Source organism: Streptomyces sp. NPDC088733, assembly GCF_044751185.1.
GTDB lineage: Bacteria > Actinomycetota > Actinomycetes > Streptomycetales > Streptomycetaceae > Actinacidiphila.
In genome coordinates this window covers 41,114-66,816 of the sequence record NZ_JBIVLH010000013.1, presented here as the reverse complement: position 1 = coordinate 66,816, position 25,703 = coordinate 41,114, and the positions used below count along the sequence as shown (strand labels likewise).

25 protein-coding genes are annotated in these 25,703 nt (G+C 73.1%); 17 read left to right on the top strand and 8 right to left on the bottom strand.

The annotated features are described in order from the left end of the window. Positions 1 to 308: 308 nt before the first annotated feature. The gene (locus ACIP64_RS24040; RefSeq protein ID WP_401590292.1) at positions 309 to 1,328 is read left to right on the top strand and encodes an isopenicillin N synthase family dioxygenase; all 1,020 of its coding nucleotides are present in this window, start codon (positions 309 to 311) and stop codon (positions 1,326 to 1,328) included. 37 nt (positions 1,329 to 1,365) lie between these two features. Beyond that, a complete protein-coding gene (locus ACIP64_RS24035; protein ID WP_401590289.1) occupies positions 1,366 to 2,460 on the top strand; it encodes a PP2C family protein-serine/threonine phosphatase in 1,095 nt (364 codons plus the stop codon). A 33-nt stretch (positions 2,461 to 2,493) separates the two neighbouring features. Here the strand turns inward: ACIP64_RS24035 and ACIP64_RS24030 are convergent, their stop codons facing one another. Both ACIP64_RS24030 and ACIP64_RS24025 read right to left on the bottom strand, forming a co-directional pair. Beyond that, entirely contained in the window at positions 2,494 to 3,324 is an 831-nt protein-coding gene (locus ACIP64_RS24030) for a peptidoglycan recognition protein (protein WP_401590286.1), read from the bottom strand. Between the two features lie 218 nt (positions 3,325 to 3,542). Further along, positions 3,543 to 4,007 carry an SAM-dependent methyltransferase gene (locus tag ACIP64_RS24025; RefSeq protein ID WP_401590283.1) on the bottom strand — a complete coding sequence of 155 codons (465 nt, stop codon included), beginning with the start codon at positions 4,005 to 4,007 and terminating at the stop codon, positions 3,543 to 3,545. A gap of 377 nt (positions 4,008 to 4,384) precedes the next feature. Between ACIP64_RS24025 and ACIP64_RS24020 the strand changes: the two genes are divergently transcribed. Further along, positions 4,385 to 7,588, top strand: coding sequence for a hypothetical protein (locus tag ACIP64_RS24020; RefSeq protein WP_401590281.1), 3,204 nt, complete (start codon positions 4,385 to 4,387; stop codon positions 7,586 to 7,588). A 42-nt stretch (positions 7,589 to 7,630) separates the two neighbouring features. Next, positions 7,631 to 7,897 (top strand): hypothetical protein, encoded by a 267-nt coding sequence (locus ACIP64_RS24015; protein ID WP_401590279.1) that lies wholly within the window; start codon positions 7,631 to 7,633, stop codon positions 7,895 to 7,897. Positions 7,898 to 8,131: 234 nt separating this feature from the next. Here ACIP64_RS24015 and ACIP64_RS24010 read toward each other — a convergent pair whose 3' ends face one another. Continuing rightward, entirely contained in the window at positions 8,132 to 9,370 is a 1,239-nt protein-coding gene (locus tag ACIP64_RS24010) for a DUF4032 domain-containing protein (RefSeq protein ID WP_401590276.1), read from the bottom strand. A gap of 68 nt (positions 9,371 to 9,438) precedes the next feature. Between ACIP64_RS24010 and ACIP64_RS24005 the strand changes: the two genes are divergently transcribed. Next, complete coding sequence (locus ACIP64_RS24005; protein ID WP_401590273.1) at positions 9,439 to 10,830, top strand: FAD-dependent oxidoreductase; 1,392 nt, start codon at positions 9,439 to 9,441, stop codon at positions 10,828 to 10,830. 63 nt (positions 10,831 to 10,893) lie between these two features. Here the strand turns inward: ACIP64_RS24005 and ACIP64_RS24000 are convergent, their stop codons facing one another. From ACIP64_RS24000 to ACIP64_RS23990, 3 genes are all read right to left on the bottom strand, one after another. After that, positions 10,894 to 11,640 (bottom strand): SDR family oxidoreductase, encoded by a 747-nt coding sequence (locus ACIP64_RS24000; RefSeq protein ID WP_401590271.1) that lies wholly within the window; start codon positions 11,638 to 11,640, stop codon positions 10,894 to 10,896. Positions 11,641 to 11,850: 210 nt separating this feature from the next. Further along, positions 11,851 to 12,654 (bottom strand): hypothetical protein, encoded by an 804-nt coding sequence (locus ACIP64_RS23995; RefSeq protein WP_401590268.1) that lies wholly within the window; start codon positions 12,652 to 12,654, stop codon positions 11,851 to 11,853. 232 nt (positions 12,655 to 12,886) lie between these two features. Then, positions 12,887 to 13,486: a class I SAM-dependent methyltransferase gene (locus ACIP64_RS23990; protein WP_401590265.1), complete on the bottom strand. Its 600-nt coding sequence runs from the start codon at positions 13,484 to 13,486 to the stop codon at positions 12,887 to 12,889. Between the two features lie 60 nt (positions 13,487 to 13,546). Between ACIP64_RS23990 and ACIP64_RS23985 the strand changes: the two genes are divergently transcribed. The 7 genes from ACIP64_RS23985 to ACIP64_RS23955 all read left to right on the top strand — a co-directional run bounded on the left by ACIP64_RS23985 (position 13,547) and on the right by ACIP64_RS23955 (position 19,578). Further along, positions 13,547 to 13,882 carry a YnfA family protein gene (locus ACIP64_RS23985; RefSeq protein ID WP_401590263.1) on the top strand — a complete coding sequence of 112 codons (336 nt, stop codon included), beginning with the start codon at positions 13,547 to 13,549 and terminating at the stop codon, positions 13,880 to 13,882. A 134-nt stretch (positions 13,883 to 14,016) separates the two neighbouring features. Further along, a complete protein-coding gene (locus ACIP64_RS23980; protein ID WP_401590260.1) occupies positions 14,017 to 14,787 on the top strand; it encodes an MHYT domain-containing protein in 771 nt (256 codons plus the stop codon). A 116-nt stretch (positions 14,788 to 14,903) separates the two neighbouring features. Then, complete coding sequence (locus tag ACIP64_RS23975) at positions 14,904 to 17,363, top strand: nitrate- and nitrite sensing domain-containing protein (RefSeq protein ID WP_401590623.1); 2,460 nt, start codon at positions 14,904 to 14,906, stop codon at positions 17,361 to 17,363. Next, positions 17,360 to 17,782 (top strand): roadblock/LC7 domain-containing protein, encoded by a 423-nt coding sequence (locus tag ACIP64_RS23970; protein WP_401590257.1) that lies wholly within the window; start codon positions 17,360 to 17,362, stop codon positions 17,780 to 17,782. The genes ACIP64_RS23975 and ACIP64_RS23970 overlap by 4 nt, the downstream gene beginning before the upstream one ends. Before the next feature lie 15 nt (positions 17,783 to 17,797). Beyond that, positions 17,798 to 18,193 carry a DUF742 domain-containing protein gene (locus ACIP64_RS23965; RefSeq protein WP_401590254.1) on the top strand — a complete coding sequence of 132 codons (396 nt, stop codon included), beginning with the start codon at positions 17,798 to 17,800 and terminating at the stop codon, positions 18,191 to 18,193. Continuing rightward, complete coding sequence (locus ACIP64_RS23960; protein WP_401590252.1) at positions 18,174 to 18,764, top strand: GTP-binding protein; 591 nt, start codon at positions 18,174 to 18,176, stop codon at positions 18,762 to 18,764. Before ACIP64_RS23965 ends, ACIP64_RS23960 begins: the two co-directional genes overlap by 20 nt. Before the next feature lie 145 nt (positions 18,765 to 18,909). Next, a complete protein-coding gene (locus ACIP64_RS23955) occupies positions 18,910 to 19,578 on the top strand; it encodes a hypothetical protein (protein WP_401590249.1) in 669 nt (222 codons plus the stop codon). A 27-nt stretch (positions 19,579 to 19,605) separates the two neighbouring features. Here the strand turns inward: ACIP64_RS23955 and ACIP64_RS23950 are convergent, their stop codons facing one another. Then, positions 19,606 to 20,034 carry a PPOX class F420-dependent oxidoreductase gene (locus tag ACIP64_RS23950; protein WP_401590246.1) on the bottom strand — a complete coding sequence of 143 codons (429 nt, stop codon included), beginning with the start codon at positions 20,032 to 20,034 and terminating at the stop codon, positions 19,606 to 19,608. 308 nt (positions 20,035 to 20,342) lie between these two features. Between ACIP64_RS23950 and ACIP64_RS23945 the strand changes: the two genes are divergently transcribed. From ACIP64_RS23945 to ACIP64_RS23925, 5 genes are all read left to right on the top strand, one after another. Then, the gene (locus ACIP64_RS23945) at positions 20,343 to 22,610 is read left to right on the top strand and encodes a nitrate- and nitrite sensing domain-containing protein (protein ID WP_401590243.1); all 2,268 of its coding nucleotides are present in this window, start codon (positions 20,343 to 20,345) and stop codon (positions 22,608 to 22,610) included. Then, complete coding sequence (locus tag ACIP64_RS23940; protein ID WP_360900069.1) at positions 22,607 to 23,017, top strand: roadblock/LC7 domain-containing protein; 411 nt, start codon at positions 22,607 to 22,609, stop codon at positions 23,015 to 23,017. Before ACIP64_RS23945 ends, ACIP64_RS23940 begins: the two co-directional genes overlap by 4 nt. A 6-nt stretch (positions 23,018 to 23,023) precedes the next feature. After that, entirely contained in the window at positions 23,024 to 23,443 is a 420-nt protein-coding gene (locus tag ACIP64_RS23935) for a DUF742 domain-containing protein (protein ID WP_401590240.1), read from the top strand. Positions 23,444 to 23,491: 48 nt separating this feature from the next. Continuing rightward, on the top strand, positions 23,492 to 23,971 hold the full coding sequence (locus tag ACIP64_RS23930) for a macro domain-containing protein (protein WP_401590237.1): 480 nt from the start codon (positions 23,492 to 23,494) through the stop codon (positions 23,969 to 23,971). A gap of 94 nt (positions 23,972 to 24,065) precedes the next feature. After that, a complete protein-coding gene (locus tag ACIP64_RS23925) occupies positions 24,066 to 24,974 on the top strand; it encodes a DUF6397 family protein (RefSeq protein ID WP_401590235.1) in 909 nt (302 codons plus the stop codon). Positions 24,975 to 25,008: 34 nt separating this feature from the next. Here ACIP64_RS23925 and ACIP64_RS23920 read toward each other — a convergent pair whose 3' ends face one another. Further along, positions 25,009 to 25,527, bottom strand: a complete 519-nt coding sequence (locus ACIP64_RS23920) for a DNA starvation/stationary phase protection protein (RefSeq protein WP_360900081.1) — start codon at positions 25,525 to 25,527, stop codon at positions 25,009 to 25,011. Between the last annotated feature and the right edge of the window lie 176 nt (positions 25,528 to 25,703).

Below are 25,703 nucleotides of genomic sequence, written 5' to 3'. Positions count from 1 at the left end.
CCGCCGCGCGCTCGGACCATGGCGCCGCCCCACGTTCGCGGACCCCGGTTCATGGGCCGGGGTGACATGGGTCACGGAGTGTCGCCGTCCCCGGCAGTACCCTTGGCCCATGCTTCTGCTCGTGCGCCGCCGACACGTGGACTTCGTCCGCGTCACGAGCATGTCCTGTCGCCGCAGCGGCTGACCCCCGGCACCTCGCCTTCTTCCCCCCCTCCCTTCACCCGGCCCGCGCCGCCGCCCCAACAGGGCCCCGCGCGGAGCGTCCGGCCGTCGCCGCCGCTGCCGGGACACACCCTGCGGAAAGACACATGACGCTCCAGCTCCCCGTGATCGACCTGTCGGCCGCCGACCGCGGCCCCGAGGCCCGCGCCCGGCTCCACCGAGACCTGCACGCCGCCGCCCACGACGTCGGCTTCTTCCAGCTGACCGGCCACGGCGTCACCGCCGAGGAGACCGCCGGCCTGATGCGCGTGATCCGCGCGTTCTTCGCGCTCCCCGAGGCGGAACGCCTCGCCCTCGGCAACCTCAACTCCCCGCACTTCCGCGGCTACACACGCATCGGCGACGAGCGCACCGGCGGCAGCCAGGACTGGCGCGACCAGCTCGACATCGGCGCCGAGCGGCCCCGGCACGTCCCCGCCGCGGGCGAACCCCCGTACTGGTGGCTCGAAGGCCCCAACCAGTGGCCCGCCGGCCTCCCCGAGCTGCGCGAGCGCTCGCTGCGCTGGATCGACCGGCTCAGCGGTGTCGCGCACCGCCTGCTGCACGAACTGCTGGCCTCCATCGGCGCCCCCGAGGACTTCTACGACGGCGCCTTCGCCGACGAACCGCATCTGCACCTGAAGCTGGTCCGCTACCCCGGCACCGCCCCCACAGGAGACGGCCAGGGCGTCGGCGCGCACAAGGACTACGGTTTCCTGACCCTGCTGCTCCAGGACGAGGTCGGCGGCCTCCAGGTGGAGCGCGCTGACGGCCGCTTCCACGACGTCCCGCCGCTGCCCGGCGCCTTTGTGGTCAATCTCGGCGAGCTCCTGGAGGTCGCCACCGACGGCTGGCTCAAGGCCACCAACCACCGCGTCGTCAGCCCGCCCGGCGCACGCGCGCGCTTCTCCGTCCCCTTCTTCTACAACCCGCGGCTCGACGCACGGATCGCCCCGCTGCCCTTCGCGCACGCCCACCACGCCCCGGGCGCCACCAAGGACCCCGCCAACCCCTTGTTCGCCGAGTACGGACGCAATGAGCTCAAGGGGTGGCTGCGCGCCCATCCCGAGGTCGCCCGGCGTCATCACCCGGAACTCGTCGCGGCCACGAGGGCGGCCGCCCGCTGACCCGGCGGCACCGGCCGACCGCGGTTACCGTGCCTCTATGGGGACGGTTCCCGCCGAGGACGGCACACTGCAGATCTCCCCGCTGCCCGGGTGGCTGCGCCTGCTGCCGGTCGCCCTCCTGGCCGCCCTGATCGTCGCGCAGGGCGTCACACCTGGTGACGTCGAACTGGGCGCGTACTATGCGGCGGTCTCACCGCTGGCCGCCCTCACCTACGGGGTGCTGGGCACGGCGGTCATCGCGGTCGCCGTGGTCGTCGTGATGATGCTCCCCGTTGTCGGCTCGGGCAGTCTCGCCGGCGAGGAAGTGGGCGCCGTTGTGCTGATCGGTGTTCTCAGCGTGGTGATCGCGGCGGTGGGCCAGCGGTCCCGGGGCCGTCTGGTGGAGGCCGGTTCGGTGGCCGAGGCCGCCCAGCACGCGGTACTGGCGCCCGTGCCGCCCCGGGTCGGCGCGGTCCGGTGCGGTGCGCTGTATCGCGCGGCGCAGCGCGGCACCCTGGTGGGCGGCGACCTGTTCGACGTACGGGACGGACCCCACGGCGTGCGGGCGCTGATCGCCGATGTGCAGGGCCACGGTCTCGCCGCGGTGTCGACCGTCGCGTCCCTTCTCGGCGCCTTCCGTGAGGCGGCGCTCGACCAGCCGGATCTGAGAAGCGTCGCCGGACGCCTGGAGCGGCGCCTGCTGCTGGACGCGGACGCCAATGGCGAGCTGTTCGCGACGGCGCTGCTGCTGGAGTTCCCCCAGGGCGGCTCGGTGGTGCGGGTGGCCTGTCACGGGCACCCGCCGGCCCTGCTGCTGCGCGACGGCGCGGTGCTGGAGCTGGCGGCCGACCCCGCGCCGCCGCTGGGCACCGGACTGCCGGGCCTGCCGCTGCCGGTGATCGCGGAAGTGGAGTTGCTGCGGGGCGACATGATCCTGGCCTACACCGACGGCGTGACGGAGGCCAGGAACGCGTCCGGGGTCTTCTATCCGCTCGCCGGCCGGCTGGCCGTGCTGCTGGCCCGGGCCGCGAACCCCTCGCCGCGCGAGGTGGTCGACGCGGTCTGGGAGGACCTGAGCCGGTACGCGGGCGCGGTCGGTGACGACGTCGCGCTGCTGGCGCTGACGTCCGCACGGCTCCGGCCGGAGAAGTGACGACGGGGCGGCTCCGGCCCCCGTTCTCGCCCGTCAGCCCTTGCGCGCCTGCGGCCGCCCCTGCAGCCGGGCGGCCTCGGCGCGGATGGCGGGCAGGGCGGCGTACAGGGCGTTGCCGGGGCAGTCGGTCATGAAGGCGTCCCGGTGGCCCGCGATCACGTGGAAGACCGCGTGCTGCCCCTTGTGGAAGCGGCTCTGGTCGTTGCTGGACACCAGGGTGACCTTGGAGCGGGGGTCGATGCCGGAGATCCCGAGTTTCCAGGCCGCGAGCCGGGCGATTCCCTCCTCCAGCGCGTGCGTCACGCTGCCGGGGGCGTCGAAGGTGCCGACCGCGGCGACGCCGATGGTGTCCTGGTTGAAGCCGACCGCGTGCGCGCCGGTCACCGGCTTGGCCAGGCCGCCGGCCCGTCCCTCGTAGATCGTGCCGCACTTGTCGACGAAGAAGTTGTAGGCCACGTCGTCCCAGTGCTTGCCGCGCACATGGCCGGTGTAGATGTTGCGGATGATGCGCGGCACGTCCTTGCAGGCGTAGCCGTTGCCGCTGTCCGTGTGGTGCAGGAAGACCGCCTCCACCACGTGACCGTAGTGGGGTGCCTCATGGCGCAGCGATTCGTCCGCCCCCCACGAGGCGCGGGTGACGATCCGCGGCTCCGCGGCCGGGTAGGCCGGGACCCGGTGCATGGTGACGCGGTCGGCGAGGTTGGGGAACGGCTGTTCCTGCGGGGTCGGTGCCGGGCGGGCGTACAGGACGGGGGAGGGGGAGTGGACGACGGCACTGTGCACGCCCCACGCCGTCAGGGCGACGAAGCCCACCGCTCCGGTGCCGACGACCAGGACGGTCAGCGTGCGGCGTGACCGCCGCACGGCCCGGTGCGCCCCCTTGGGGTGGCGGTGCGGCCCGTCCGACCCCTGGCGCGAGCCGCGGGTTCCGTGGTGCGAGCCCGCGGCCGCATGCCTTGACTGCATAAAGGAACATCAGCTCATATGCCTTAACGGGCAGGAGAGGACACGCCGCGCACCGCCACCGCCTCACCCGGATGCGCCGCCCGTGGACCCGGCGGCGTCTCGGCCGTCCCGGGCCGTCAGTAATAGCGGCGCATCAACTCCCCGGCCCATCCCGGTTCCACGACCTCGCCCCGCGGGCCGAAGCCGGTCATCCACGGCTTGATGTCGAGCACCGGAGTGCCGTCCACCGCGTCGAGGCCCCGCACGTGGACGTCCAGCCCCTCGACGCGCAGCAGCTCGCATCGTGAGACGCCCAGCCGGTTGGGCCGTTCCTTGCCGCGCTGCGCGAAGATGCCCACGAGCGGCCAGGCGCTGTTGCCGCGCGGATGGCGTGCCGCGGTCTGCTCCCGCTCCTCCGGCACACGGTCGAAGCGGTAGACCACCTCCAGGTGCGAGAAGGCGTCGAGTCCCAACAGCGCCTCGGGTCCGAACCGGGCGGCGTCCAGCCGGATCACCGCCTCCACCGCGCCCCAGTCGTCGTCCTCGACTGCGGTGCGGCCTCCGGCCACCCGGCCGACGGGACGCGCCTCGATCACGGACATGCCCACTCTCCTTCTCGTCCACTATGTGAGACGTTGGGTATCATTTGGTGGGCATTCGACGTCGCCGGTGCCGCACCTCCGCCTGCTCGACGCTACCCCCGTGCACGCCACTGACTGCGCCGGACCGGTGCGCGGCCGGCCGCGACCGAACTGCGCCTGGCCGAGGTCGGTTTCACCTGTACGACACAGGACTGCTCCGGTGCCCTGTCGCGCAATGCACTTGCGGCGCAGGACACCGGTGGCGGACGATCACTACCGCGCCGCCCCAGGCGCCCACGCCCCCGGCCACCGCCGGGGTCCAGGAACACTCCCGAAGAGAAGTCCGCACTCTGTACACGCACTTCGAGCACTTCGATCACCTTCCCTTCCCGGCCCGGATGCGGGCCGTCGCCGAGCACGGCCGTTCCCTCGATGAGGACGGCTATCGAGCCGCCCACGCGGCGCTCGCAAAGGGGAGCCCGGACGAGCGGCACCTCGCGCTCTTCCTCGCCGTCGTCCGCCGCGACATCGACGCCGTGGCCGTCGCGCTCGACGACCCCCGGTTGCGCCGCCGCGCCCTGGCGGCCGCCATCCGCCTGCCCGTTCCCGACGCCGCCCTGGCGCGGCTCGCGCTGAGCGGCACTCGTGGCGTACGACGCGACGCCTACCGCATCCTGCGGCTGTCCCGGCGCCGTGAACTCGCGGCACGGCTGCTGCCGGAGGTCCACGAGCGGTACGGGGAGGCCGAGGCGGCACAACTGCTGCCGGCCTGCCCTGCCGGCACGGTCGAGGAATGGCTGCCCCGGCTCGGCGCTCCCTTCGGCGTGCTGGCATCGCTGGTCCGTACGGCACCGCGGGCGGTCGCGGAACACCTCGTCCAGGCCGGCGAGCGGGCCGAGGGAGCCGGCGGGTGGTACCGGTTCGTCCGCCGTTACGCGGACCTGGCGGAGAGCGTGGCCCGGCGGGACCCCGGAGCCGCGCTGAGCCTCGCCGAGAAGGCGCCGCGCCTCCTGTCCGGCGAGGCCGTGGTCGCCGTCCTGCGCCGCCCGCGCGACCTGCTTGCCGCCGTCGGCCGCGCGGGCGTCACAGAACTGCCGCTGGCCGACGGACCGTTGCCCAGGAGCGTCCGTCGTGCGCTGCGCGAACTGGCCCCCGAGGAACTCGCGGCCCTGACAGCGGTGTGCCGCCCCCAGGACGACGAGCACCGGGAACTGACCGAACCCGTCACCGAGGATCCCCTCCTGGCGCTTCTTCCGCCCGTCGAGCGCGTCCGCCTGGTGCGCGAACGCGTGCCAGGCGGAAACCGGCACAAGGCGCCGGTCAGCGCGGTCGCCGCGTTGGAGCCCGCGGACCGCGCCGAGTTCCTCCAGGACCTGTCCGTCGTCCCGGGGCCCGAGCGCGACGTCCGGCTGCGCTTCGGCGTGCTCCTTCCGCTTGCGGAGGCCGAACCCCTCTTCCGCGGCCTGGCCGACGACTTCACCGTCCATCGGAGACGCTCCGCCTGGCCGGGACTCCTCGCCGCCGCGGCCCGGCACGGCGACCTCGCGGAGTACGCCCGCATCTTCGTCACGTGTGAACGCGCCTGGCACGACCAGTGCACCGTACGTCAGGCGGCATTGGAGCAGGCGGCGCTCGCACCGGCCCGGCTGCTCGCGGCCGTCCCGTACACGGCGTTGCGGGACGCGGCCCTGACCACCGTCCAGTCCTACGACTCGACCGCCTGCACCCTCCAAGCCGCCGAACGGCTCCTGCGCCGGGTGACCGTGGCGGCCGCCACGCGCGGTGACCACGAACGCGCCGCGGCTGTCGTGCCGTTGCTCGCCCAGGTCGTCACCGACGCCCGGTTCCCGGGTCGCGCGAGGCCGCTGGACGTCGACCGGTCGGCGGCCCGCGCGATCTGGGCGGCGGGCACCGGGGGCGGAAGCGCGCGGAACGCCCTCGGCATGGCCGCACTCCTGGAGCGCCACGCCGCCGCCCTGCCGGGCTGTGACGACCTGCTCGTCCGTACCGCCCTGGGGAGTGACGATCCCGACGCCGCCGCACACGCCGCCGGGGCCTGGCTCGCCGACCCCGCGACACGGGAGGCCCGTGCGGCGGAACTCCTGGCGTCCGGCAGGCGGTTCGCCGCGGTGCCGCGCCTTGAGGAGACGGTGACGCGGCGCCGTACCGACCTGCTGGAGCGTCTGCCCGCCGCGGTCCCGCAGCCGTGGCTGCCGGGGCTGCCCGGGACCGCCGAGGGGCGCTGGCTGCCGGTGCAGCGGGCGCTGATCGCCCGGCACTTGGCGGGCATCGCCGCCGACGAAGACCTGCCGCTGAGGCAACGCACCAAGGCCGCTGCCCATTTGCGCGACGCATCGGCCCTGCGGCGGCTCACCGGGGGAGAGGTCCCGCAGCCCGTTGTGGCTGCCGCCCTGGCCTCGCTCGGCCGGATGGCCGACCCCGCCGCGCTCGGTCCGCTGCTGGAGCACGCCGGCACGGGTGGCGTGCGCGGCCGGGCAGCGATGGCCGCGCTGCGCCGTCTCCTCGACGCGATTCCCGACACGGAGGCGATCGAACGGCTCGGTGCCATCGCAGCCGACCCGAGGGCACCGGTCGGCTCGCGGAAGGAGGCTGCGCGGGCCCTGGGCGAACGCTCCGGCGAGCAGGCGTTCCTCGCCCTGCTGGCCGCGTGGGACGTGCCGGGCCAGCACCACGACGTGCTCGCCGTTCTGGCCGTGCCGCTGACCGCCGCCCTGGACCGGCCCGGCATCGCCGCCTGCCTGCGGGCCCGGATGGGGCAGCCGGCGGTCCGCAAGGCCGTCATCGACAGCCGCCGGGACGCGGCCCCGGCCGCTGCGAAGGCCCACACGCACTTCCTGGCCGCCCTGGTGCGCGAGGGAGGCGACGCGGACGTCGTGGCGGCCGCCTGCGGTGCGCTGGGCGCGGTCGCCCGCGACCACGGCGCGGACGAGGTGGTGGCCGGAGCGCTGGCCGCCGCACTGTCCGACCCCGCACGCCCGCACGGCGAGCGGTACACCGCCGGGTACGCGCTCGCCAGTGCGGCTTCGCGCTCCGAGGCGGCGACCACCGCGCTGGACGGCGCGCTCCGCGCCCTGGGGTCGGGCCGGGAGGGGCTGCGCCTGCTCGACCGTCTGTCCACGAGCCACTACCGGTACGCCGCCCCGGCGCTGGACGCTTACGCGAAAGCCCTGGAACGTGCGGGGCTGGGACGCGCCGCCGCCCGCGCGGCCTTCGGCGCCGCATTCGCGGCGCTGCGCGAGGGCGACACCGGCGAGGAGCGGTGGGAGTACTGCCTTCGGCTTCTCGAGGGGCACCCGTACGTCCTGCCCTTGGACGACCAGCGTTCCGTGGTCGTCGGTGCCCGCGACGGCCGGACGTCCCCGGGTCTCCTTGATCTGGCCCGCGCCTTGAGCAGGCGCCCCGGCACGCCGGCCGGCCTGCTCGCGGTGCTCCTCGTCCGCGCGGGCGGGGATGCCACGGGATGGACGGACCCCTGGGCGGCCGAACTGGACTCCCTCACGGCGCACCCCGACCCCGACGTGGCGGAGGCCGCCCTGACCGCCGACCTGAGACGCCCGCTCGCCCCGGGCGCGGGAAGCTAATGCCGCATCACGCGACGTTCGCCCTGCCTGTACGGTCGCGGCATGGACGCCGGCAGCCCCCCGACTTTTGACGAGATCGAAGATCGCTTCCTTGGCCTTGTCGCGGGTCGGCTGTCCCGGGACGAGGTCGACCGCTGGGCGGCGGGCTGGGTACTGGAGGACGGGATCGTCTGGGGCGACCTCGAGTGGTGGGCGCTGAACTGCCTCTATGGAATCGATCTCCCTGCGGGCGAGAGCGGCGGTTACCTGCACGACGACGAACAGGTACGGGCATGGCTCGCTGAGCTGAGGCAGCGCCGGGCGATGTGAAGCGGGCGGCGCTGCCGCCACCCCCGCTCGCTGCCGGGACGTGCGCATGGCCGAGCGGGCCAGTGACTGCTGCGCATCATCCGCAGGGGCACCGGATCGGTGGTGAGAGGGCAGCGAGCTCAGATGGTGCTGCTGACCGCGCAGGGCGTGGCCCCTGGCGAAGGTCCTACCCCGCCGCGCGCACATGGAACCGGTCGGCATGATCCGTCGCTACGAACGTCGCCTGATAAGGCGCTAGTCCTCAGTCAGGGGCACCGCCGGTGCCTGCGGTGCCTGGAGCAGCACATTGTGCACGTAGTCCTCGACCGTGGCGTCCAGCCCGACATCGTGCTGCGCCTGCTCCGACATGAACCAGCGGTGCTCCAGCAGCTCGTGGTAGACCTGCGCCGTGTCCATGCCGCGGCGCAGCTCGCGCGGGACGGCGCGGACGGTCGGGCGGAAGACGTCGCGGACCCAGCGGTGGGCCAGCACCTCGGGACGGGCACCGAGGGGGTCGCCGGGGGCGTAGTCGTCCTGGGTGGCCATCCAGGTCTCCAGGTCGTTGAGGAGGCTGCGGGCCTGGTTCTCCTCGGCGTCGAGGCCGGTGAGCCGGAGCAGCTGGCGCTGGTGGTGGCCGGCGTCGACGACCTTGGGCAGGAACGTGACCTGGTCGCCGTCCGGCGACTTCTGGATCTGCATCTCGGCCACGTCGAAGCCGAGTTCGTTGAGCCGCCGGATGCGCCGGTCGATGTAGTGCCGCTTGGCCACCGGGTAGACCGACTCGCGGGTGAGCTCGTGCCACAGCTCGTCGTAGCGGTCGGCGATGGCCTGGCCGAAGGTGATCGGGTCCACGGAGGGGTGCAGGGAACCGCCCGCCTCCAGGTCCATCAGCTCGCCCGCGATGTTGACCCGGGCCACCTCGATGTCGTACTCGCGCTGGCCGCGGGAGAGGTTGGCCTGGATCTGGCCGGTCTCGGCGTCCACCAGGTAGGCCGCGTACGCACCCGCGTCGCGCCGGAACAGGGTGTTGGACAGCGAGCAGTCACCCCAGGCGAAGCCCGCAAGGTGCAGCCGGACCAGGAGGACGGCAAGCGCGTCGAGAAGGCGGTTGACGGTGCCCGGCCGCATCGTCGTCTCGAACATCGAGCGGTAGGGCTGAGAGCCGCCCAGGTGCCGGGTGATCAGCACGGGCTCGAGCGGCGTACCGCGGTCGTCCTTGCGGCCGGTGACCACGGCCAGCGGGTCCACCGCGGGGATGCCGATCCGGTCCAGGTCCCGCAGCAGCCCGTACTCGCGGACGGCCGCCCACTCGCCGACCTCCTTGACCGCCACCACCTCGTCCCCGGCGAGCGCGAAGCGCACCACGTGCCGCGAGATACCGCGGGGCAGGGCCACCAGGTACTCCTCGGGCCACTCCTCCAGCGGCACGTTCCACGGCAGGTCGAGGAGGGCGGCCGGATGCTCCGGGGAGGTCGCGGTGATCTGGAGGTCCATGACGCACAAGTGTGCGGCACGGGGGTGGCCGCGCACGATACCGGGGGGCGGGCGCATACGCTGCGTCCATGACGGAACGGCTGGTGGTCATCGGGGGCGACGCGGCGGGCATGTCGGCCGCGTCCCAGGCACGCCGACGCAGGGGCCCGGACGATCTGGAGATCATCGCCTTCGAACGCGGCCGCCGTACGTCCTACTCGGCCTGCGGCATCCCCTACTGGATCGCCGGGGACACCGAGGGCCCCGGCGAGCTGATCGCCCGCTCGCCCGAGGAGCACCGGGCCCGCCACATCGACGTGCGACTCGGTACCGAGGTGGTCGGCATCGACATGGACGCGCGCCGGGTGCGCACCCGCGACTCCTCCGGTGCCGAGGACTGGACCGGGTTCGACCAGCTCGTGATCGCCACCGGGGCCGTCCCCAAGCGCCCCGGCATCCCGGGGATCGACGCCGACGGGGTGCACGGGGTGCAGATCCTCGACGACGGGGAGGAGATCCTCAATGCGCTCGACGGCACCCCGGCACGGAACGCGGTCGTGGTCGGCGGCGGGTACATCGGCGTCGAGATGGCCGAGGCCATGCTGCGGCACGGGCTGCGCGTCACGCTGATCGAACGGGCCGACGAGCCCATGTCCACCCTCGACCCGGACATGGGGCACCTGGTGCGCAAGGCCATGGAGGGGCTCGGGATCACCGTTGTCACCGGTTCCGCTGTGCGCGAGGTGCTGACCGGCGCCGACGGCCGGGTCCGCGCGGTGGCCACCGATGCGGGCGAGTACCCGGCCGACGTCGTCGTGCTCGGCCTCGGCGTGGCTCCCAACACCGGATTGGCGCGGGAGGCCGGACTCCCGCTCGGCGAGCACGGCGGGCTGCTCACCGACCGCGCCATGCGGGTGCGGGGCGCGGATGGCATCTGGGCGGCGGGCGACTGCGTGGAGGTCCTCAACCTGGTGTCCGGCGGGATGCAGCACATCCCCCTCGGCACCCACGCGAACAAGCAGGGCCGGGTCGTCGGCACGAACATCGGCGGCGGCTACGCCACCTTCCCCGGGGTCGTCGGCACGGCGGTCAGCAAGGTCTGCGACCTGGAGATCGCCCGCACGGGCCTCAAGGCCTCGCAGGCCGCCGCGGCCGGCCTGCAGTACGTGACGGCCGTGGTGGAGTCCACCAGCCGGGCCCGCTACTACCCGGGCTCGGCGCCCATGACGGTCAAGGCGATCGCCGAACGCGGCACCGGGCGGCTGCTCGGGCTGCAGATCGTCGGACGCGAGGGCGCGGCCAAGCGGGTCGACATCGGCGCGGTGGCCCTGACGGCGGGCATGACGGCCGAGCAGGTGACCGCCCTCGACCTCGGCTACGCCCCGCCGTTCTCGCCGGTGTGGGACCCGGTGCTGGTGGCGGCCCGCAAGGTCGCCGAAAAGGTGCACCAGGACCCGCGCGAGGACCCCCGGGCGGGCTGAGCCGGGAGTGCCGGCCAGGGTGCTGCTGGTGCGCTGTCCTGCGACAACTGGCGGCGCCGGCCGTCAGATGGCTCCGCCGTTGATGAAGAGGGTCTGGCCGTTGATCCAGCGGCCGGTGCCCGCGAGAAAGGCGACCGTCCCTGAGACGTCGTCCGGCTCGCCGAGTCGCCCGAGCGGCGGCTCGGCGGAGATGCGGTCGATCACCTCCTGGCTCTTCCCTTCGAAGAACAGGGGCGTGGCGATGGGGCCGGGGGCCACGACGTTGACGGTGATGTCCCGCCCCCGCAGTTCGCGGGCGAGGATCAGGGCCATGGCCTGGATCGCGCCCTTGGTCGCCGCGTACGCGGTGTAGCCGGGCCGGCTGAACTTGGTGATGGAACTGGAGAAGTTGATGATGGCGCCGCCGGAGCGGAGCCGCTTCGCGGCCTGCTGGTTCACCACGTAGGTGCCGCGGACGTTGACGCGCAGCAGCCGGTCGAGCTGGTCGAGGTCGAAGTCGACCATCGGGCCGACGGGCATGATCCCAGCCGCGTGGACCAGGACGTCGACCCCGCCGAACTCGGTCTCCACCTCGTCGAACATGGCCGCGACCGCGACCTCGTCCGCCACGTCCGCGCGTTTTGCCACGACCGCCCCGCCACTGGCGGCAATCTCCTTGACGGTGTCGTTCGCCTGCGCCTCGTTCCCCGAGTAGTTCACCACGACCTGGTAGCCGAGCCGGGCGAGATAGCCCGCCGTCTCCCGGCCCATGCCGCGCGTACCGCCGGTAACAACAACCACGCGCCCCGCGCCTTGCTCTGCCTCGCTCATGATCTGCCTACCTCTCGTCCTGTTGTGAGTCCGACGACGGCCCCGTGGGGTCGAGCACAGCGGCGAACCGGTGGGGAGCACCACTGCGTGCGCCGCCGAAACCCCATCCAGTGTCTACTCATCCTGATGGCAGATGCACGGCGGCGCTTGTTCGCCGACGGTGCGCCGTCCGGGGGCGACGGGCCCGCACGGGGGCCCTGGCGGGCCGGCTCAGCTGGGCCGGGCGGCCAGCTTGTCCAGGGCTTCCAGCAGTCCCGGCAGTTCGGGGCCGCGGCCGACCGGGAGTACTTCGCCCGGCTCCTCGTCGAGCAGCACGAAGGCGACGTCGTCGGTGCGGGCCACCAGGCTCCAGTCCGTCCCGTCCACGCGCAGCGTGCGGACACCCTCCCCGGCCGCCGTCGACCGTATGCGGCCGGGCGGCGGAGGGGTGTTGACGTACTCCTGGGCGGCGGTCAACGCGCGGCGCACGCCCGGGTGGAGGCCGCTCCCCGTGTGCGTGTCCGGCTCTGCTTCCCCGTCCTCGCCGGACCCGGCCGGTTCGCCCAGCTGTTCACGCCAGGTGCGCCACTGGAGGGCGATCTCGTCGGCGCCCATGCGCCGCTGGGCCGGCCCCCACTGCTCGCTGTCCGGTGGCGAGAGCGGGTGTCCCGCGTCCTTCTCGTCGGGGTCGTGGGGTGCGGCGACCCCCGGGGCGGCGACGGCCACCGGCAGCGGCCAGCCGGGCAGGGCGGCGATCACCGAGTGCTCGTCGGGGGACAGGTCGTACTCCAGCCCGCAGTCCCAGGCGGCCAGGGCGCACGCCACAAGGGCGGTGTCGTTGACCGCCACGGTCCACCGGGCGCCGGCACCGTCCTGCCCGAAGATCAGGCCGTAGCCGCCGGTGACCGCTTCGAGGCCGAGCTCGGCGCAGGCCGCCGGGTAGTCGTCGGCGAGGACGCTCGGGAACTGCGCGGGCGTCAGCATCGCCGCCGTGAGCACGAACAGCGCGTCGTCGTCCGTCGCGGACACGGGCATCCCCTTCCGAGTGGTACTCCGTGGTGCGCGCACCCTAACCAGCCGGTGAGACCCGCGTCGAGAGCGGAGCCACGCCTGTGGAAAACCCTTCACCAGCCCGGAAGCGCTCCCGGGAACCGCCGCGGCGGCCAACTTCCGCACCCCGCAAGGCGGCTGCCTGCGCGGATGCGGTACGGGTGCCTCCGCTTCGCGGCCGTGCGGGAGCGGTGAACGGCATCGCGGTCGGCAAGGCCTATGCCTTCATCGCGGCCGTCGCCAGGAACCGGTCGCCGGTGTCCGCGTAGCCGGTCATCGTCCAGCCCGCCCCGTCGAGCAGGGGCCGCAGGTTGGGCTCGGCGCGCAGGTCGTCGGGGGTGAGCCGGCGGCCCTGCCGGGCGGCGAGTGCGGCCCGCCCGATGGGGTGGAAGAGGGCCAGCAACCCGCCGGGCCGGGTCACCCGGGCCAGTTCGCGCAGGCACGCAGCGGGGTCCGGCAGGTGGCCGATGAGCCCGGCCGCGAAGACGGCGTCCACGACGTCGTCGCGCAGCGGCAGGCGTGCGCAGTCGGCCAGCACCAGGGCGCCGTCCGCCCCACGACCCGCCCGGACCGCTGCGGTCAGCATCTCGGGGGTCAGGTCGGCGCCCACGACCGCCCCCGACGGGCCCACCGCGTGCCGGAGGAACGGCAGCGCGCGACCGGTGCCGCAGCCGGCGTCGAGCACGGTCTGTCCGGGACGCAGGCCGAGTTCGGCCACGGCCGCCCTGTAGGCGGGACCGTCGTTGGGGAACCGGGTGTCCCAGTCGGCGGCCCGGGCAGCGAAGAACTCACGCACATGAGCGGGGTCGGAATGCATGTCGGACACCTCTGGTGGGGCCGCGGTCGGCGCAGCGGGGGCGCGGGGCATCATGGTCGCATGCTCACGCTCCGTTCGATCGCCCTCTTCGTGCTTGCCGCGCTCCTTGAGATCGGCGGCGCCTGGCTGGTGTGGCAGGGCCTGCGCGAACACCGCGGCTGGGCCTGGATCGGCACCGGTGTGGTCGCGCTGGGCCTGTACGGATGTGTGGCCTCCCTGCAGCCGGACGCCCAATTCGGCCGCATTCTGGCCGCCTATGGCGGCGTGTTCATCGTGGGCTCGCTCGCCTGGGGAGTGGTTGCGGACGGTTACCGGCCCGACCGATTCGACGTCATCGGGGCACTGGTGTGCCTCGTGGGCGTCGGGGTCATCATGTATGCGCCCCGTGGCTCCTGAAACACCGCTGGCCTGTGCAGGTTCGGGCTCTGCGCGATCGTTCGGCAGCGCACGGGGAAAGCACCCTGTCAATTAACGCAGGGTTCCGTCATGGCCGAAGCCGGGTGCCGCGCCCGCACTAGCGTCCGGTGGCCATGGGACACATGGACCACGCCGCCTTCGGCTGGCTGACGCCGCTGCTCTCGTACGCCATGGCGTGCGTCGGGGCGGCCCTCGGACTGCGCTGCACCGGCCGCGCCCTCGCCGCCACCGGCCGCTCCCGCCGCAACTGGCTGCTCACGGCCACGAGCGCGCTCGCCACCGGCATCTGGACGATGCACTTCGTCGCGATGCTCGGTTTCCGCGTCAGCGGCACCGAGATCCGCTACAACGTGCCGCTCACGGTGCTGAGCCTGCTGGTCGCGCTCGTCGTCGTCGGTCTCGGCGTCTTCGCCGTCGGCTACGGCAAGGGGCGCTTCCTGGCGCTGGCGGCCGGCGGGCTCACCACCGGCCTGGGCGTCGCGAGCATGCACTATCTCGGGATGGCGGCGATGCGCCTGCATGGCGAGGTCTCCTACGACCCCTGGGAGGTGGCCCTGTCCGTGTCCGTCGCGGTGGCCGCCGCGACCGTCGCCCTGTGGGCGGTGCTCACCGTGCACCGGCCCGTCGTCGTCGCGGGGGCGTCGCTCCTCATGGGCGTCGCGGTGAGCAGCATGCACTACACGGGGATGCTCGCCGTACGGGTGGACGTGCGGCCCTCGGCCGCCGAGCTGGGCGGGGCCGGTGCGACCGCCTTCCTCTTCCCGCTCATCGTCGGTCTCGGTTCGTACCTCTTCCTCACCTCGGCCTTCGTCGCGCTGTCCCCGACGGCGAGGGAACGCGGGGCCTCGGCGGCCGCCGCGCGGCTCGGGGAGGGTGCCGCGTGACGCCGCAGCGCGGTCGCCGGGCGCACGCCGGTCTTCCCGCCGACGAGCGGCCGCCGCGGACGTCCCTGCCGGGCCTGCGGCCCAGAACCGTCCGCGCGAAGATCGTCTGCCTGCTGATGGTGCCCGTAGTCTCCCTGATGGCGCTGTGGGCCTTCGCCGCCGTCACCACTGCGCAGGACATATCCGGTCAGATCAGGGCGCAGCGCATTGCAGAAACGATCCGCGAACCGGTCGTCACCACCATCACCGCGCTGGAGGCCGAACGGCGCGCCGCGGGGCACTCCATGGCGGAGCCGACGTCCACGGCCGCCGCCGCCGAACTGCGGCGCCGGGCCGCGGCGACCGGCCGCGCCGTCGCCGAACTCCGCCTCGGCAAGGACCACACCGTGGCCGACGGAACCGGACTGCCCAGTGAAGTCGCCGACCGCGTGCGCGCCTTTGTCGGCGCCGTGGACGGCCTCGACGCGCTGCGCCCCGCCGACAGCGGGGCACCCGCCGAGTGGGGCCGGGTCTACCAGGCCTACACGGACGCGATCACGGACGCCTTCGCCATTGCCGACGCGATCGCCGAATCGCCCCAGTCCCGCGTCGCCCTGGACATCGGACGCGCGGCCGAGCAACTGGCATGCGAGGACGCCCTGCTGTCCACCGCCGCCTTGGAGCACGACCTGCCCACCGCGCGCTACGGCGACGTCAGCGGGGCCATCCGCGCCCGCCGGCTCCTCCTTGCCGCCGCCGTGCCAGGGCTGACCGGCGACAACCGCCGTGCCTGGGAGCGGCTCAGCGGGTCCGAGGAGTACGCGGACCTTGCGGTGGTGGAGGACGCAGTCCTGGCAGCGGGCCCCGGCAAGGCCGCGGCCGACGCGGCTCCCGCCGCCGCCTGGGAACCGGCCGCCAGCCGCGTGTCGAGTGGCCTGGCGGCGATCGCGGTGGGCACGGCCCCCGCCCAGCAGCCCGTTCTTCACAGCCTCCTCAGCCGATCCGGCACGGCCGTGCTCCTCGGACTGATCGCCGTCGTCGCCTCGCTGCTCATCTCCGTGCGCATCGGGCGCGGTCTGGTGGTCGAACTCGTCGAACTGCGCAACACCGCCTTCGACCTCGCCCGGCGCAGACTGCCGCGCGCCATGCGGCGCCTGCGCGCGGGGGAGTCGCTCGACCTGGAGGCCGAGGCCCCGCTCGGGCGCCACGGAAGCGACGAGATCGGACAGGTCGCCGAGGCACTGGCCACCGTGCAGCGCTCCGCCCTGCGGGCCGCCGCGGAGCGCGCGGAACTCCTGAGCGGCGTCTCCGGGGTTTTCGTCAACCTCGCCCGCCGCAGTCAGGTGCTGGTGCACCGTCAGCTCGCCCTGCTCGACTCCATGGAGCGGCGCACCGAGGACCCCGAGGAGCTGGAGGACCTGTTCCGGCTCGACCACCTCAGCACCAGGATGCGGCGCCACGCGGAGGGCCTGATCATCCTCTCCGGGGCGGCACCAGGTCGCGCCTGGCGCAAGCCCGTACCGCTCGCCAATGTGGTGCGCGCCGCGGTCGCCGAGGTCGAGGACTACGCGCGCGTCGAGGTCCGGCGGTTGCCCAGGACGGCCGTGGTCGGCGCCGCGGTCGCCGACCTCACGCACTTGGTGGCCGAACTGGTCGAGAACGCGACCCAGTTCTCGCCGCCGCACACCAAGGTGCGCGTCTACGGCGAGCAGGTCGGCAACGGCTTCGTCCTCGAAGTGGAGGACCGCGGGCTCGGCATGGGCGCGGGAGCCATGGCGGAGGCCAACCGCCGTATCGGCCAGTCCCAGGCGCTCGACCTGTTCGACAGCGACCGGCTCGGCCTGTTCGTCGTGAGCAGGCTCGCCGCCCGGCACGACGTCAAGGTCGCGCTGCGCCCCTCGCCCTACGGGGGCACGACCGCTGTCGTCCTGCTGCCCAGCGCCCTGCTGCAGATCGGCGCCCAGGAGCCCGACACCGCCAAGGCGCCCGTGACCAGGAGCGTGGCGCCCACGGTCCACGGGAGCGGCACCCTGGCCGAGGAGCCCGTGACCGCGGTGGCGGCGTCCCCGCGCCGGCCCGGTGAAGGAGCGCGGACCGCTGCATCCGGCCCGGTACCGGAACGCGAACCGGCCGCCACGCCGATGCCCTCGACCGGACCCGCCCCGGCTCCGACCCCTGTGTCCGTCGCCCCCGTGCCGGCCTCCGCCGAACGCGAAGGGGCGAACGCGGGGGACGGCCCGCTCCCGCGCCGGGTACGGCGGGCCAGCCTCGCCCCGCAACTGCTCGAACGGCCCGCCGTCGACGGCATGTCGGCCACCGGGCCGGAGCGGGAGGCGCCGGAGCGCTCCCCCGAGCAGGCACGCGCGACCCTGGCGGCCTACCGCAGCGGCTGGATCCGCGGCGGGGGCGCTCTGCCGCGCGAAGGCGACGGCGACACGGACAGTGCCGCCCGCCGTCCGCTGCGGGCCGCTCCGCCGTCCGAGCACGACCACAACGGTGCCCGCGGCCACGGCGGCCCGCGTACGGCCCCGGAGAACGGCGACACCGACACCGGCCGTACCCCCGGCAGGGCATCCCGCGAAGGAGAGCACGGATGATCGACGCATCGAACCGGTCCGGTGAGCTGGACTGGCTCCTGGACGACCTCACCGAGCGGGTCACCCAGGTCCGCCACGCCGTGGTGCTGTCCGGCGACGGACTGGCGGTGGGCGCCTCGCGCGGACTCAGCCGCGAGGACGCCGAGCACTTGGCGGCCGTCGCCTCGGGATTCCACAGCCTCGCCAAGGGCGCCGGCCGGCACTTCGACGCGGGTGCGGTCCGGCAGACCATGGTCGAACTCGACCACGGCTTCCTGTTCGTGGCCGCCGCGGGCGAGGGCTCCTGCCTCGCCGTGTTCACCACGGCGGGCGCCGATGTCGGCCTGATCGCCTACGAGATGGCCAGGCTCGTCAAGCGCGTCGGCGAACATCTGCACACACCGCCGCGCCTCGGGGCCGCCGGCCCCGTCGCCGGCTGACCGGGCCGAGGGGTGATGAACGGCGGGCACCCGCGCCGTACGGGCGACCACTGGTACGACGACGAAGCCGGGCCCATGGTGCGGCCGTACGCCCTGACAGGCGGCCGGACCCGCCCCGGGACGGCCGGTGCCGGACTGGACCTGATCGCCCAGGTGATCGCCGAGCCCGGTGCGGCCGACGACCCGTCGCTCACCCATGAGCACGCTGGCCTGCTCGGGCTGTGCCGGCGCACCGCCCAGTCGGTCGCGGAGCTCGCGGCCGAGTCCGACCTGCCGGTGGGCGTCGTGCGCGTCCTGCTCGGCGACCTGCTGGCGCTCGGCTGCGTACGGGTCCGCGGCCCGGTGCCGCCGGGGCAACTCCCTGACGTGAGCATTCTGCGAGAGGTGATCAATGGACTCCGGGCACTCTGACACACCGCCCATGGCGCTGAAGATCCTCATCGCCGGCGGCTTCGGGGTGGGCAAGACCACGCTGGTGGGGGCGGTGAGCGAGATCCGGCCGCTGCGCACCGAGGAGCAGCTCACCGAGGCCGGGCGGGGGGTCGACGACACAGATGGGGTGGAGCGCAAGACAACCACCACCGTGGCGATGGACTTCGGCCGCATCAGCATCAGGGCGGACCTGTCGCTGTACCTGTTCGGCACACCCGGGCAGGACCGCTTCTGGTTCCTCTGGGACGAGCTGGCACAAGGTGCGCTCGGCGCCGTGGTGCTGGCGGACACACGCCGCCTGGAGGACTGCTTCCCCGCGGTGGACTTCTTCGAGCACCGGCGCATCCCCTTCGCGGTGGCCGTCAACCGTTTCCCCGGAGCGCGCGACCACGGTCCCAAGGACATTGCCAGGGCGCTCGACCTGGACGACGGCACCCCTGTGCTGACGTGCGACGCGCGGGAGCGGGCGTCGAGCAGGGACGTGCTGATCGCTCTGGTGGAGCACGCGGGGAGGATGCATGCCGCCCGTCTGCTGGACTCCGTGAGCTGACGGTCCGTCGGCAGGCGGGCACCCTAGCAGAACGGCGCGGCCGAAAATGAATAACAGCGTGCATTGAGGGGCTTCCGAGCCGGGTGCGTACAGGTGGACAGGCGGGGCGTACGGCCCCCGAGCCTCTATCGCGCTAGGAGTTCAGATGCACAAGCGGATCGGTGCCGCAGTCGCCGGAACGGCCGCTGCCCTCCTCCTCGTCACCGCCTGCGGCAGCGGGGCGTCGTCCGGTTACGACCAGGCCAGCAACGTGGCCCCCGCGGCCGAGCAGCAGAACGCTGCCCAGTCGGCCCAGCCCGGTGCCGACTCCTCCGGCGCCTACGGTTACGACGACCCGTCGGTGGCGAGTCCTTCCGCGAGTTCCGACGACGGTTACGGCTACGGCGACGACAGCAACGGCTCCGGGGACACCGCGGAAGATGTCTCGGACAAGAAGTGGCCGATCCTGTCGGTCGTCAACGACGCCAAACTAGGCGACATCCTGGTCGACTCCAAGGGACGCACGCTCTACCGGTTCGACAAGGACACCGACTGGCCGATGGTGTCGAACTGCACGGGCGACTGCCTGAAGAAGTGGCCGCCGGCCAAGCCCGTCTCCAAGGCGGAGGCCGAGGCCGCGGGCCTCAACCCCAAGCTCGTCAGCACCTACACGCGGTCGGACGGCACCAAGCAGCTGTCGTACAACTGCTGGCCGGTCTACTGGTACACCGGCGACACCAAGGCCGGCGACACCAACGGTCACGGCGTCGGCGGCACTTGGTGGGCGGTCGCCGCGAACGGCAAGAAGGCCAACGGCGGCAAGCCGGTCAGCTGAGCCGGCGTGGCCGGCCGGCCCCTGGCGTCATCCGGCCACGTCGGCCTCGGCGAGCACCTTGTCGATCCGCACCCGCACCAGCAGCTCGCCGGGCACACCATTGCGCTTCCCGTACTCCACCGCCCGCTCTTCACCCATGTAGCGGGCCGCGATCCTGGTGGCCCACTCCAGCAGCGGGCCGGGATCATCGCTCACCTCGGCACGACCCTCCATGACCACGAACGAGAACGGCGGCCGGTCGTCGTCCACACACAGGGCGACCCGGCCGTCGCGTGCGATGTTCCGCCCCTTGGCGGTTCCCGCGCCGGTGTTGAAGACCAGATCGTCCCCGTCCAGCAAGAACCAGATGGGGGCGAGGTGCGGCCGCCCGTCCGTGCGGACCGTCGCCAGCTTGCCCGTCCGCGTCCCGGCGGACACAAAGGCCCGCCACTCTTCCTCGGTCATCCTGTGTCCCATACCCCCATCCTGCCCCGAGAGGGCGCCGAAGGGGTGTCCGGGGGCCGCTGGACGGGTGCGATGCGCGGCGCACCACCCGTTTTCCTGTGCGTGTGCGTTCCGACCGTCGAGTGTGCGACGCGGGCGTTTCCGCGACGTCGCCGGATCGTTGGCGTGGTGTGAACGCGCATCCGGCCGATTCGACGGGATTCGACGGCCGGCGGCCGCCCCGGGCTGTGACTTGTCACAGTCGCCGCTTGTCAGGGGGCCTTCTTCGGCCAGACTGTGCCCTTCCGTATCGAACCCATGGTCGACCGAGGACCTGACGCATGCGCCTGCGCCCCCGCACCATCCGCACGCAACTCGTGGCACTGATCCTGGTGCCGCTCCTGTCGCTGGCGGGTCTGTGGACGTACAGCACCTACACCTCGGTACGCGGAGCCTTCGCCCTCATCGGGATCGCCGAGACCTACCGCTACTACGGCACCCCGGCCGACGATCTGGCCCGCGCGCTGCAGGTGGAACGACGCCTCGCCGTCACCTATGTCGCCTCCGAGGGCGCACAGGGCGGCACCGAACTCGCCCGGAGCGAGAAGGACACCGACCATCTGCTGGCGGTCCTGCGCGACCACGCGCGCGACCAGGCCCGCGGCGCACCGCTCGACCTGGTGCAGAAGCAGCGGCTGACCGAGATCCTCACCGCTGCCGAGGATCTGCGGCCGCTGCGCGCCGAGTTGCGTCGGCCCGACTTCGGCTGGTCCATGGCGCTGCACCGCTACTCGTCTGTGATCGACCCCACCTTCCGCCTGCGCGGCGCACTCGCCTCCCTGCAGAGCGGTGAGGTGGCCCACCAGGGCGGTCTGGTCATCGAGCTCGTACGCGCCCGGGAGCTGCTGTCCCGCGAGGACGCGATGATCAGCGCCGTGCTGGCGGGACAGCCCATGTCCGTGAGCCAGTACCGCGAGTTCGTCAGCACCGTGGACGGCCGGAAGCTGCTGCACTCGATCGTCGACCCGGAACTGAGCAAGTCGGCCAAGGAACGCCTCGACCAGTTCGGCGGCGGCAGCGTCGCCTGGTCACTGGACTCCATGGAGTCCGCCGTGCGCTCCGCCGGAGCGGCGGACGTCGGCAGCGTCGTCTCGCACGACTGGCGGCTCAATGCCGACCGTGCCCTCGCGCAGCTCAGCACCATCAACCTGGAGGCCGCCCGCGAAATCGGCGACCAGGCGCGCGAGGACGGCATGAGCGTCCTTCTCAGGACCGGTGCGGTCAGCCTCGCCGGCCTGCTCGCGGTCGTCCTGACCGTCGTGGTCTCCCTCCTGATCGGCCGCAGCATCGCCCGGCGGCTCACACTGTTGCGCAACGAGGCGCTGGAGCTGTCGGGGAGCCGGCTTCCCGAGGTGCTGCACCGGCTGCGGTCCGGTGAGGAGCTCGACGACGACGCCGTGGCCCGCGCCGCCCCCGAACTGCACCTGGGCGCCGACGAGATCGGGCAGGTGGGAAGGGCCTTCAACACCGCGCAGCGCGCCGCGGTGCGGGCGGCCGTCGACCAGGAGCGGATGCGCCGCGGGGTGTCGGCGGTCTTCACCACGCTCGCCCGCCGCAGCCAGGTGCTGCTGCACCGCCAGCTCACCCTCCTCGACGGGATGGAACGCCGCTCGCAGGATCCTGCGGAGCTCGACGACCTGTTCCGCGTCGACCACATCGCCGTCCGCATGCGGCGGCACGCCGAAGGCCTGCTGATCCTCTCCGGCAACGCCCCGGGCCGCGCCTGGCGACGCCCGGTCCGGCTCGCGGAGGTGGTCAGGGCGGCGGTCGGCGAGGTGGAGGACTACCAGCGCGTGGTCGTACGGCGCATGCCCAGGGTGGCGCTCGTCGGCTCCGCGGTCGCCGACGTGCTCCACCTGCTCGCCGAACTCATCGACAACGCCACCGCGTTCTCCCCGCCCGAGAGCAGGGTCGAAGTGCGCGGCGAGGTGGTCGGCGGCGGCTACGTCCTGGAGATCGAGGACCGCGGACTCGGCATGAGCGCCGAACGACTCGCCGAGGCGAACAGCGAGATGGGCGAGGCCGCCGCCGGCACCGACCTGCCGGAGACCGACCGCCTCGGGCTGTTCACCGTCGGGCGGCTCGCGGCCCGCCAAGGTGTACGGGTCGCACTGCGCCGCGGCCGGTACGACGGCACGGTGGCCGTGGTGATGATCCCTCAGGCCGTGCTGGTCGACGGATCGTCGGACGACGCCGAGACCGGGGAGCACGTGCTGCGGCCCCGGTCCGTGGCGGAGCCGCCCAGTGGCGACCGCGCCGACAAGGCCCCGCGCACACCTCGCACCCGCCGCGGACCCTCGCGGCCCAAGGAGGACGGGCGCACCGGGGCGGGCTTGCCCAAGCGGGTGCGGCAGGCCAGTCTCGTAGCGCAGCTCAGGGAGGACGCCGTGCACGACAGCCCGGCCGAGCCGCCGGCCGGCGGACAGGAAAGGGAACGATCTCCGGAAGAGGCTCGTTCCACGATGACGGCGTTCACGCGCGGCCTCGCCCGCGGACGGGACGCTGCGACACCGCACGGGACTGCGGAGAACGGGGGCAACGGGGGATGACCGTGAGCAACGGACTCACCTGGCTGATGGACGACCTGACGGAACGGGTGCCGCACGTCCGGCACGCGCTCGTGCTGTCCGGCGACGGTCTGGTGACCGGCGCGAGCACCAGTCTGGACCGCGCGACGGCGGAGCACCTGGCCGCTGTCTCGTCCGGGTTCCACAGTCTCGCCAAGGGAGCCGGGCGGCACTTCGAGGCAGGCGGCGTACGGCAGACGATGGTCGAGTTCGACGACGGCTTCCTCTTCGTCACGGCCGCCGGCGAGGGCAGCTGCCTTTCGGTGCTGAGCGGGGTCCAGGCGGACGTCGGCCAGATCGCCTACGAGATGACCCTCATGGTTCACCGGGTCGGTGAGCACCTCGGTGTCGCACCGCGCCGGCACGACGCGGCGGCCCCCGGGGAGTGATGCAGCATGACGCCGAGCCCGCCGGAGGACGAGGGCGCGCTCTGGTATGACGACGAGGCCGGTCCGATGGTGCGCGCCTACACCATCACCGGTGGCCGCACCCGGCCGGACTCGGACGGCGATGTCGACCTGATAGCCGTCATGATCGCTGCCAACACCGCCCGCACCTCCCCCACCACCGCTGCCGCCGTCTCCGAGGACGGCCTCGACGACGAGCACCTCACCCTGCTCGACCTGTGCCGCGACGGGCCGTTGTCGGTCGCCGACCTCGCGTCGGAGGCCGACCTCGCCCTGGGCGTGGTCCGCGTGCTCCTCGGTGACCTGCTGCGCGAGGGCCACCTGAGGGCGATCCGCCCCGTGCCCCCGGCCGAACTGCCGGACGTCGGGGTGCTGCAGGACGTCATCAACGGGCTGCGGGCCTTGTGAGGCGGTCGTCCGCGGCATGATGTCGGTGCCCGGACGTACGGTGATGCCATGACCGGGATCACGTATGTCCGGGGCGACGCCACCGCCCCGCTGGGCGGGGGCGTGAAGCTGATCGCGCACGTGTGCAACGACCTCGGCGGGTGGGGCAAGGGTTTCGTGCTCGCGGTGTCCGCCCGCTGGCCGGAGCCCGAGGCGGCCTACCGGCGCTGGCACCGCGAACGCGCGACGAACGACTTCGGGCTGGGTGCGGTCCAGTTCGTCGAGGTCGGGCCGGCGCTCTGCGTGGCCAACATGATCGGTCAGCACGGGATCCGGCGGGGCAGCAAGGGCGTGCCGGTCCGGTACGAGGCGATCGACGCGGGGCTGGCCGCCGTGGCGGACCGGGCCGCCGCCCTCGGGGCATCCGTGCACATGCCGCGCATCGGTTGCGGTCTGGCGGGCGGGAGTTGGCAGCGCGTGGAGCCGATGATCGAGGAGCGGCTGGTGCGCCGGGGGACAGCCGTGACCGTCTACGACTACGGCGGGTGACGGAGTTATCCACAGGCCCGGGCGAGGTGTCGGTCCCGTGTTCTACATTCGTGACTGTCAGTGATGGACGGTCACGGAACGACGGGGGATCGACATGGGTGTGCAGGAGCTGGTCGGCGCGGAAGCGCTCGGTGTGCTGCGGGCGCGTGAGGAACTGGGTCTGGAGGCGGACGAGTTCGATGTCGCGCTGCGGACGGGAGAGATCCGCACGACCCCCGCGGCCGGAGGGCGGCGGCGCGTGGTGCGCAAGGACGTGGAACGGCTGCGGGCCGAGGAGGGCTTCCCGGACACCCTCAGGGAGCGGCTGAGGCTGGTGGGGAGCGTCGAGGGCGGTGAACTCATCGGCATCACCCGCGACCGGTTCACCAGATTTGCCAAGGGAGGTCTCATCCGCCCCGTGCGGTGGTACGTGAACCGGTACCGGACGGTCGTCTGGCTCTATCTGGCCGTCGAGGTGCGGCAACTGGCCGTCGACCACCCGGCCTTGCTCACGGGCCGCCTTCCGGCCGCTTTGCGTGACGCGCTGGACGAGGGGGAGGACCACCGTCCCCGCGGCTGGCGGGCCCGGCGTGTGGAGGAGATGGTGCGGGATGCCGCCGACTCCTGGGGCGAGGCGGCCGCCTGGGCCGCGCTGCTGGGACCGGAAGCTGCGGCGGAGGCCGTGCCGGATCCGCACGAGCGGGCCTATCTGCGTCGCCTTCGACCGGGACTGCCGCCCGGGAACACAGGTTCGTACGCCGTGCGCGAGGTGATCGACGCCCACATCGTGGCGGACCACCCCGACGAAGTCGCCTTCGCCCAGGTCTCGCTGGCGGACGCGCTGCTGCGGGCGCGCGCCGTCCGGCCGGCGCCCGGGTCGGGGGACGAACGGCAACCAGGACCCGCCGATCTCGCGCCGCCGAAGGGGGCCGCAGCTTCCTCGAGTGCCGCCCGGTCGCCTCGACCGCCCCGACGGACCGCGGGGGGCCGCTGGCGGCGGCTCCTGGGCCTCGGGGCGGGGTGAGGTGAGGGGCTTCAGGCGGCGGGGACCGGTGGTGTCACACGCGACCTACCTGGCGGTTCTCGGCGCTCACCATCCAGGCGTGCTCTTCGAGGGTGTCGATGACGGAGTGGAGGATGTCCGCGGTGGACGGGTCCTCCGCGTCCACACCGTCGTGCAGACGCCGCATGGTCGCCGTTGCCGCGTGCAGGCGCGTTGTGATGAGGTCCACCACGTCCGCGACGCTCTGCTCCCCCTCGGGGAACTTGGGCAGGGTCGTGGTGGCCGTGACCGTGTCGGAGCGCCCGTCCGGGACGGCGTGGAGGCTCCTCATGCGCTCGGCGATCGTGTCGCTGGCCTCGCGGGCGTCGTCAACGATGTGGTCCAGCTGCTTGTGCAGGTCACGGAAGTTGTGGCCGACCAGGTTCCAGTGGGCCTGCTTGCCCTGGAGGTGCAGTTCGACCAGCTCGACGAGAATCGCCTGAAGGGCCTCGGACAGCTGCCGGGAAGCCGTGAACCCCACGGCCGCCTCGTGCTCGGAGAGACGCGCAGTCGAGGGGACAGTGTGCGACGTCATGTCTCTGCTCCTTGGGTAGAAAGGTCTTTCCCGGACATCGAGAACCGAGGGGACGCGGGGTCTCGCGATCGATGCGCCGTGAGCGGTCGCCCGACTGCTCGTGCGCTCAAGCGCCGGCGGCCTCGTGCGCCTCAGAGATGGACGGTCCGTCGTCCTCGCCGCCGTTGGACAGGCCC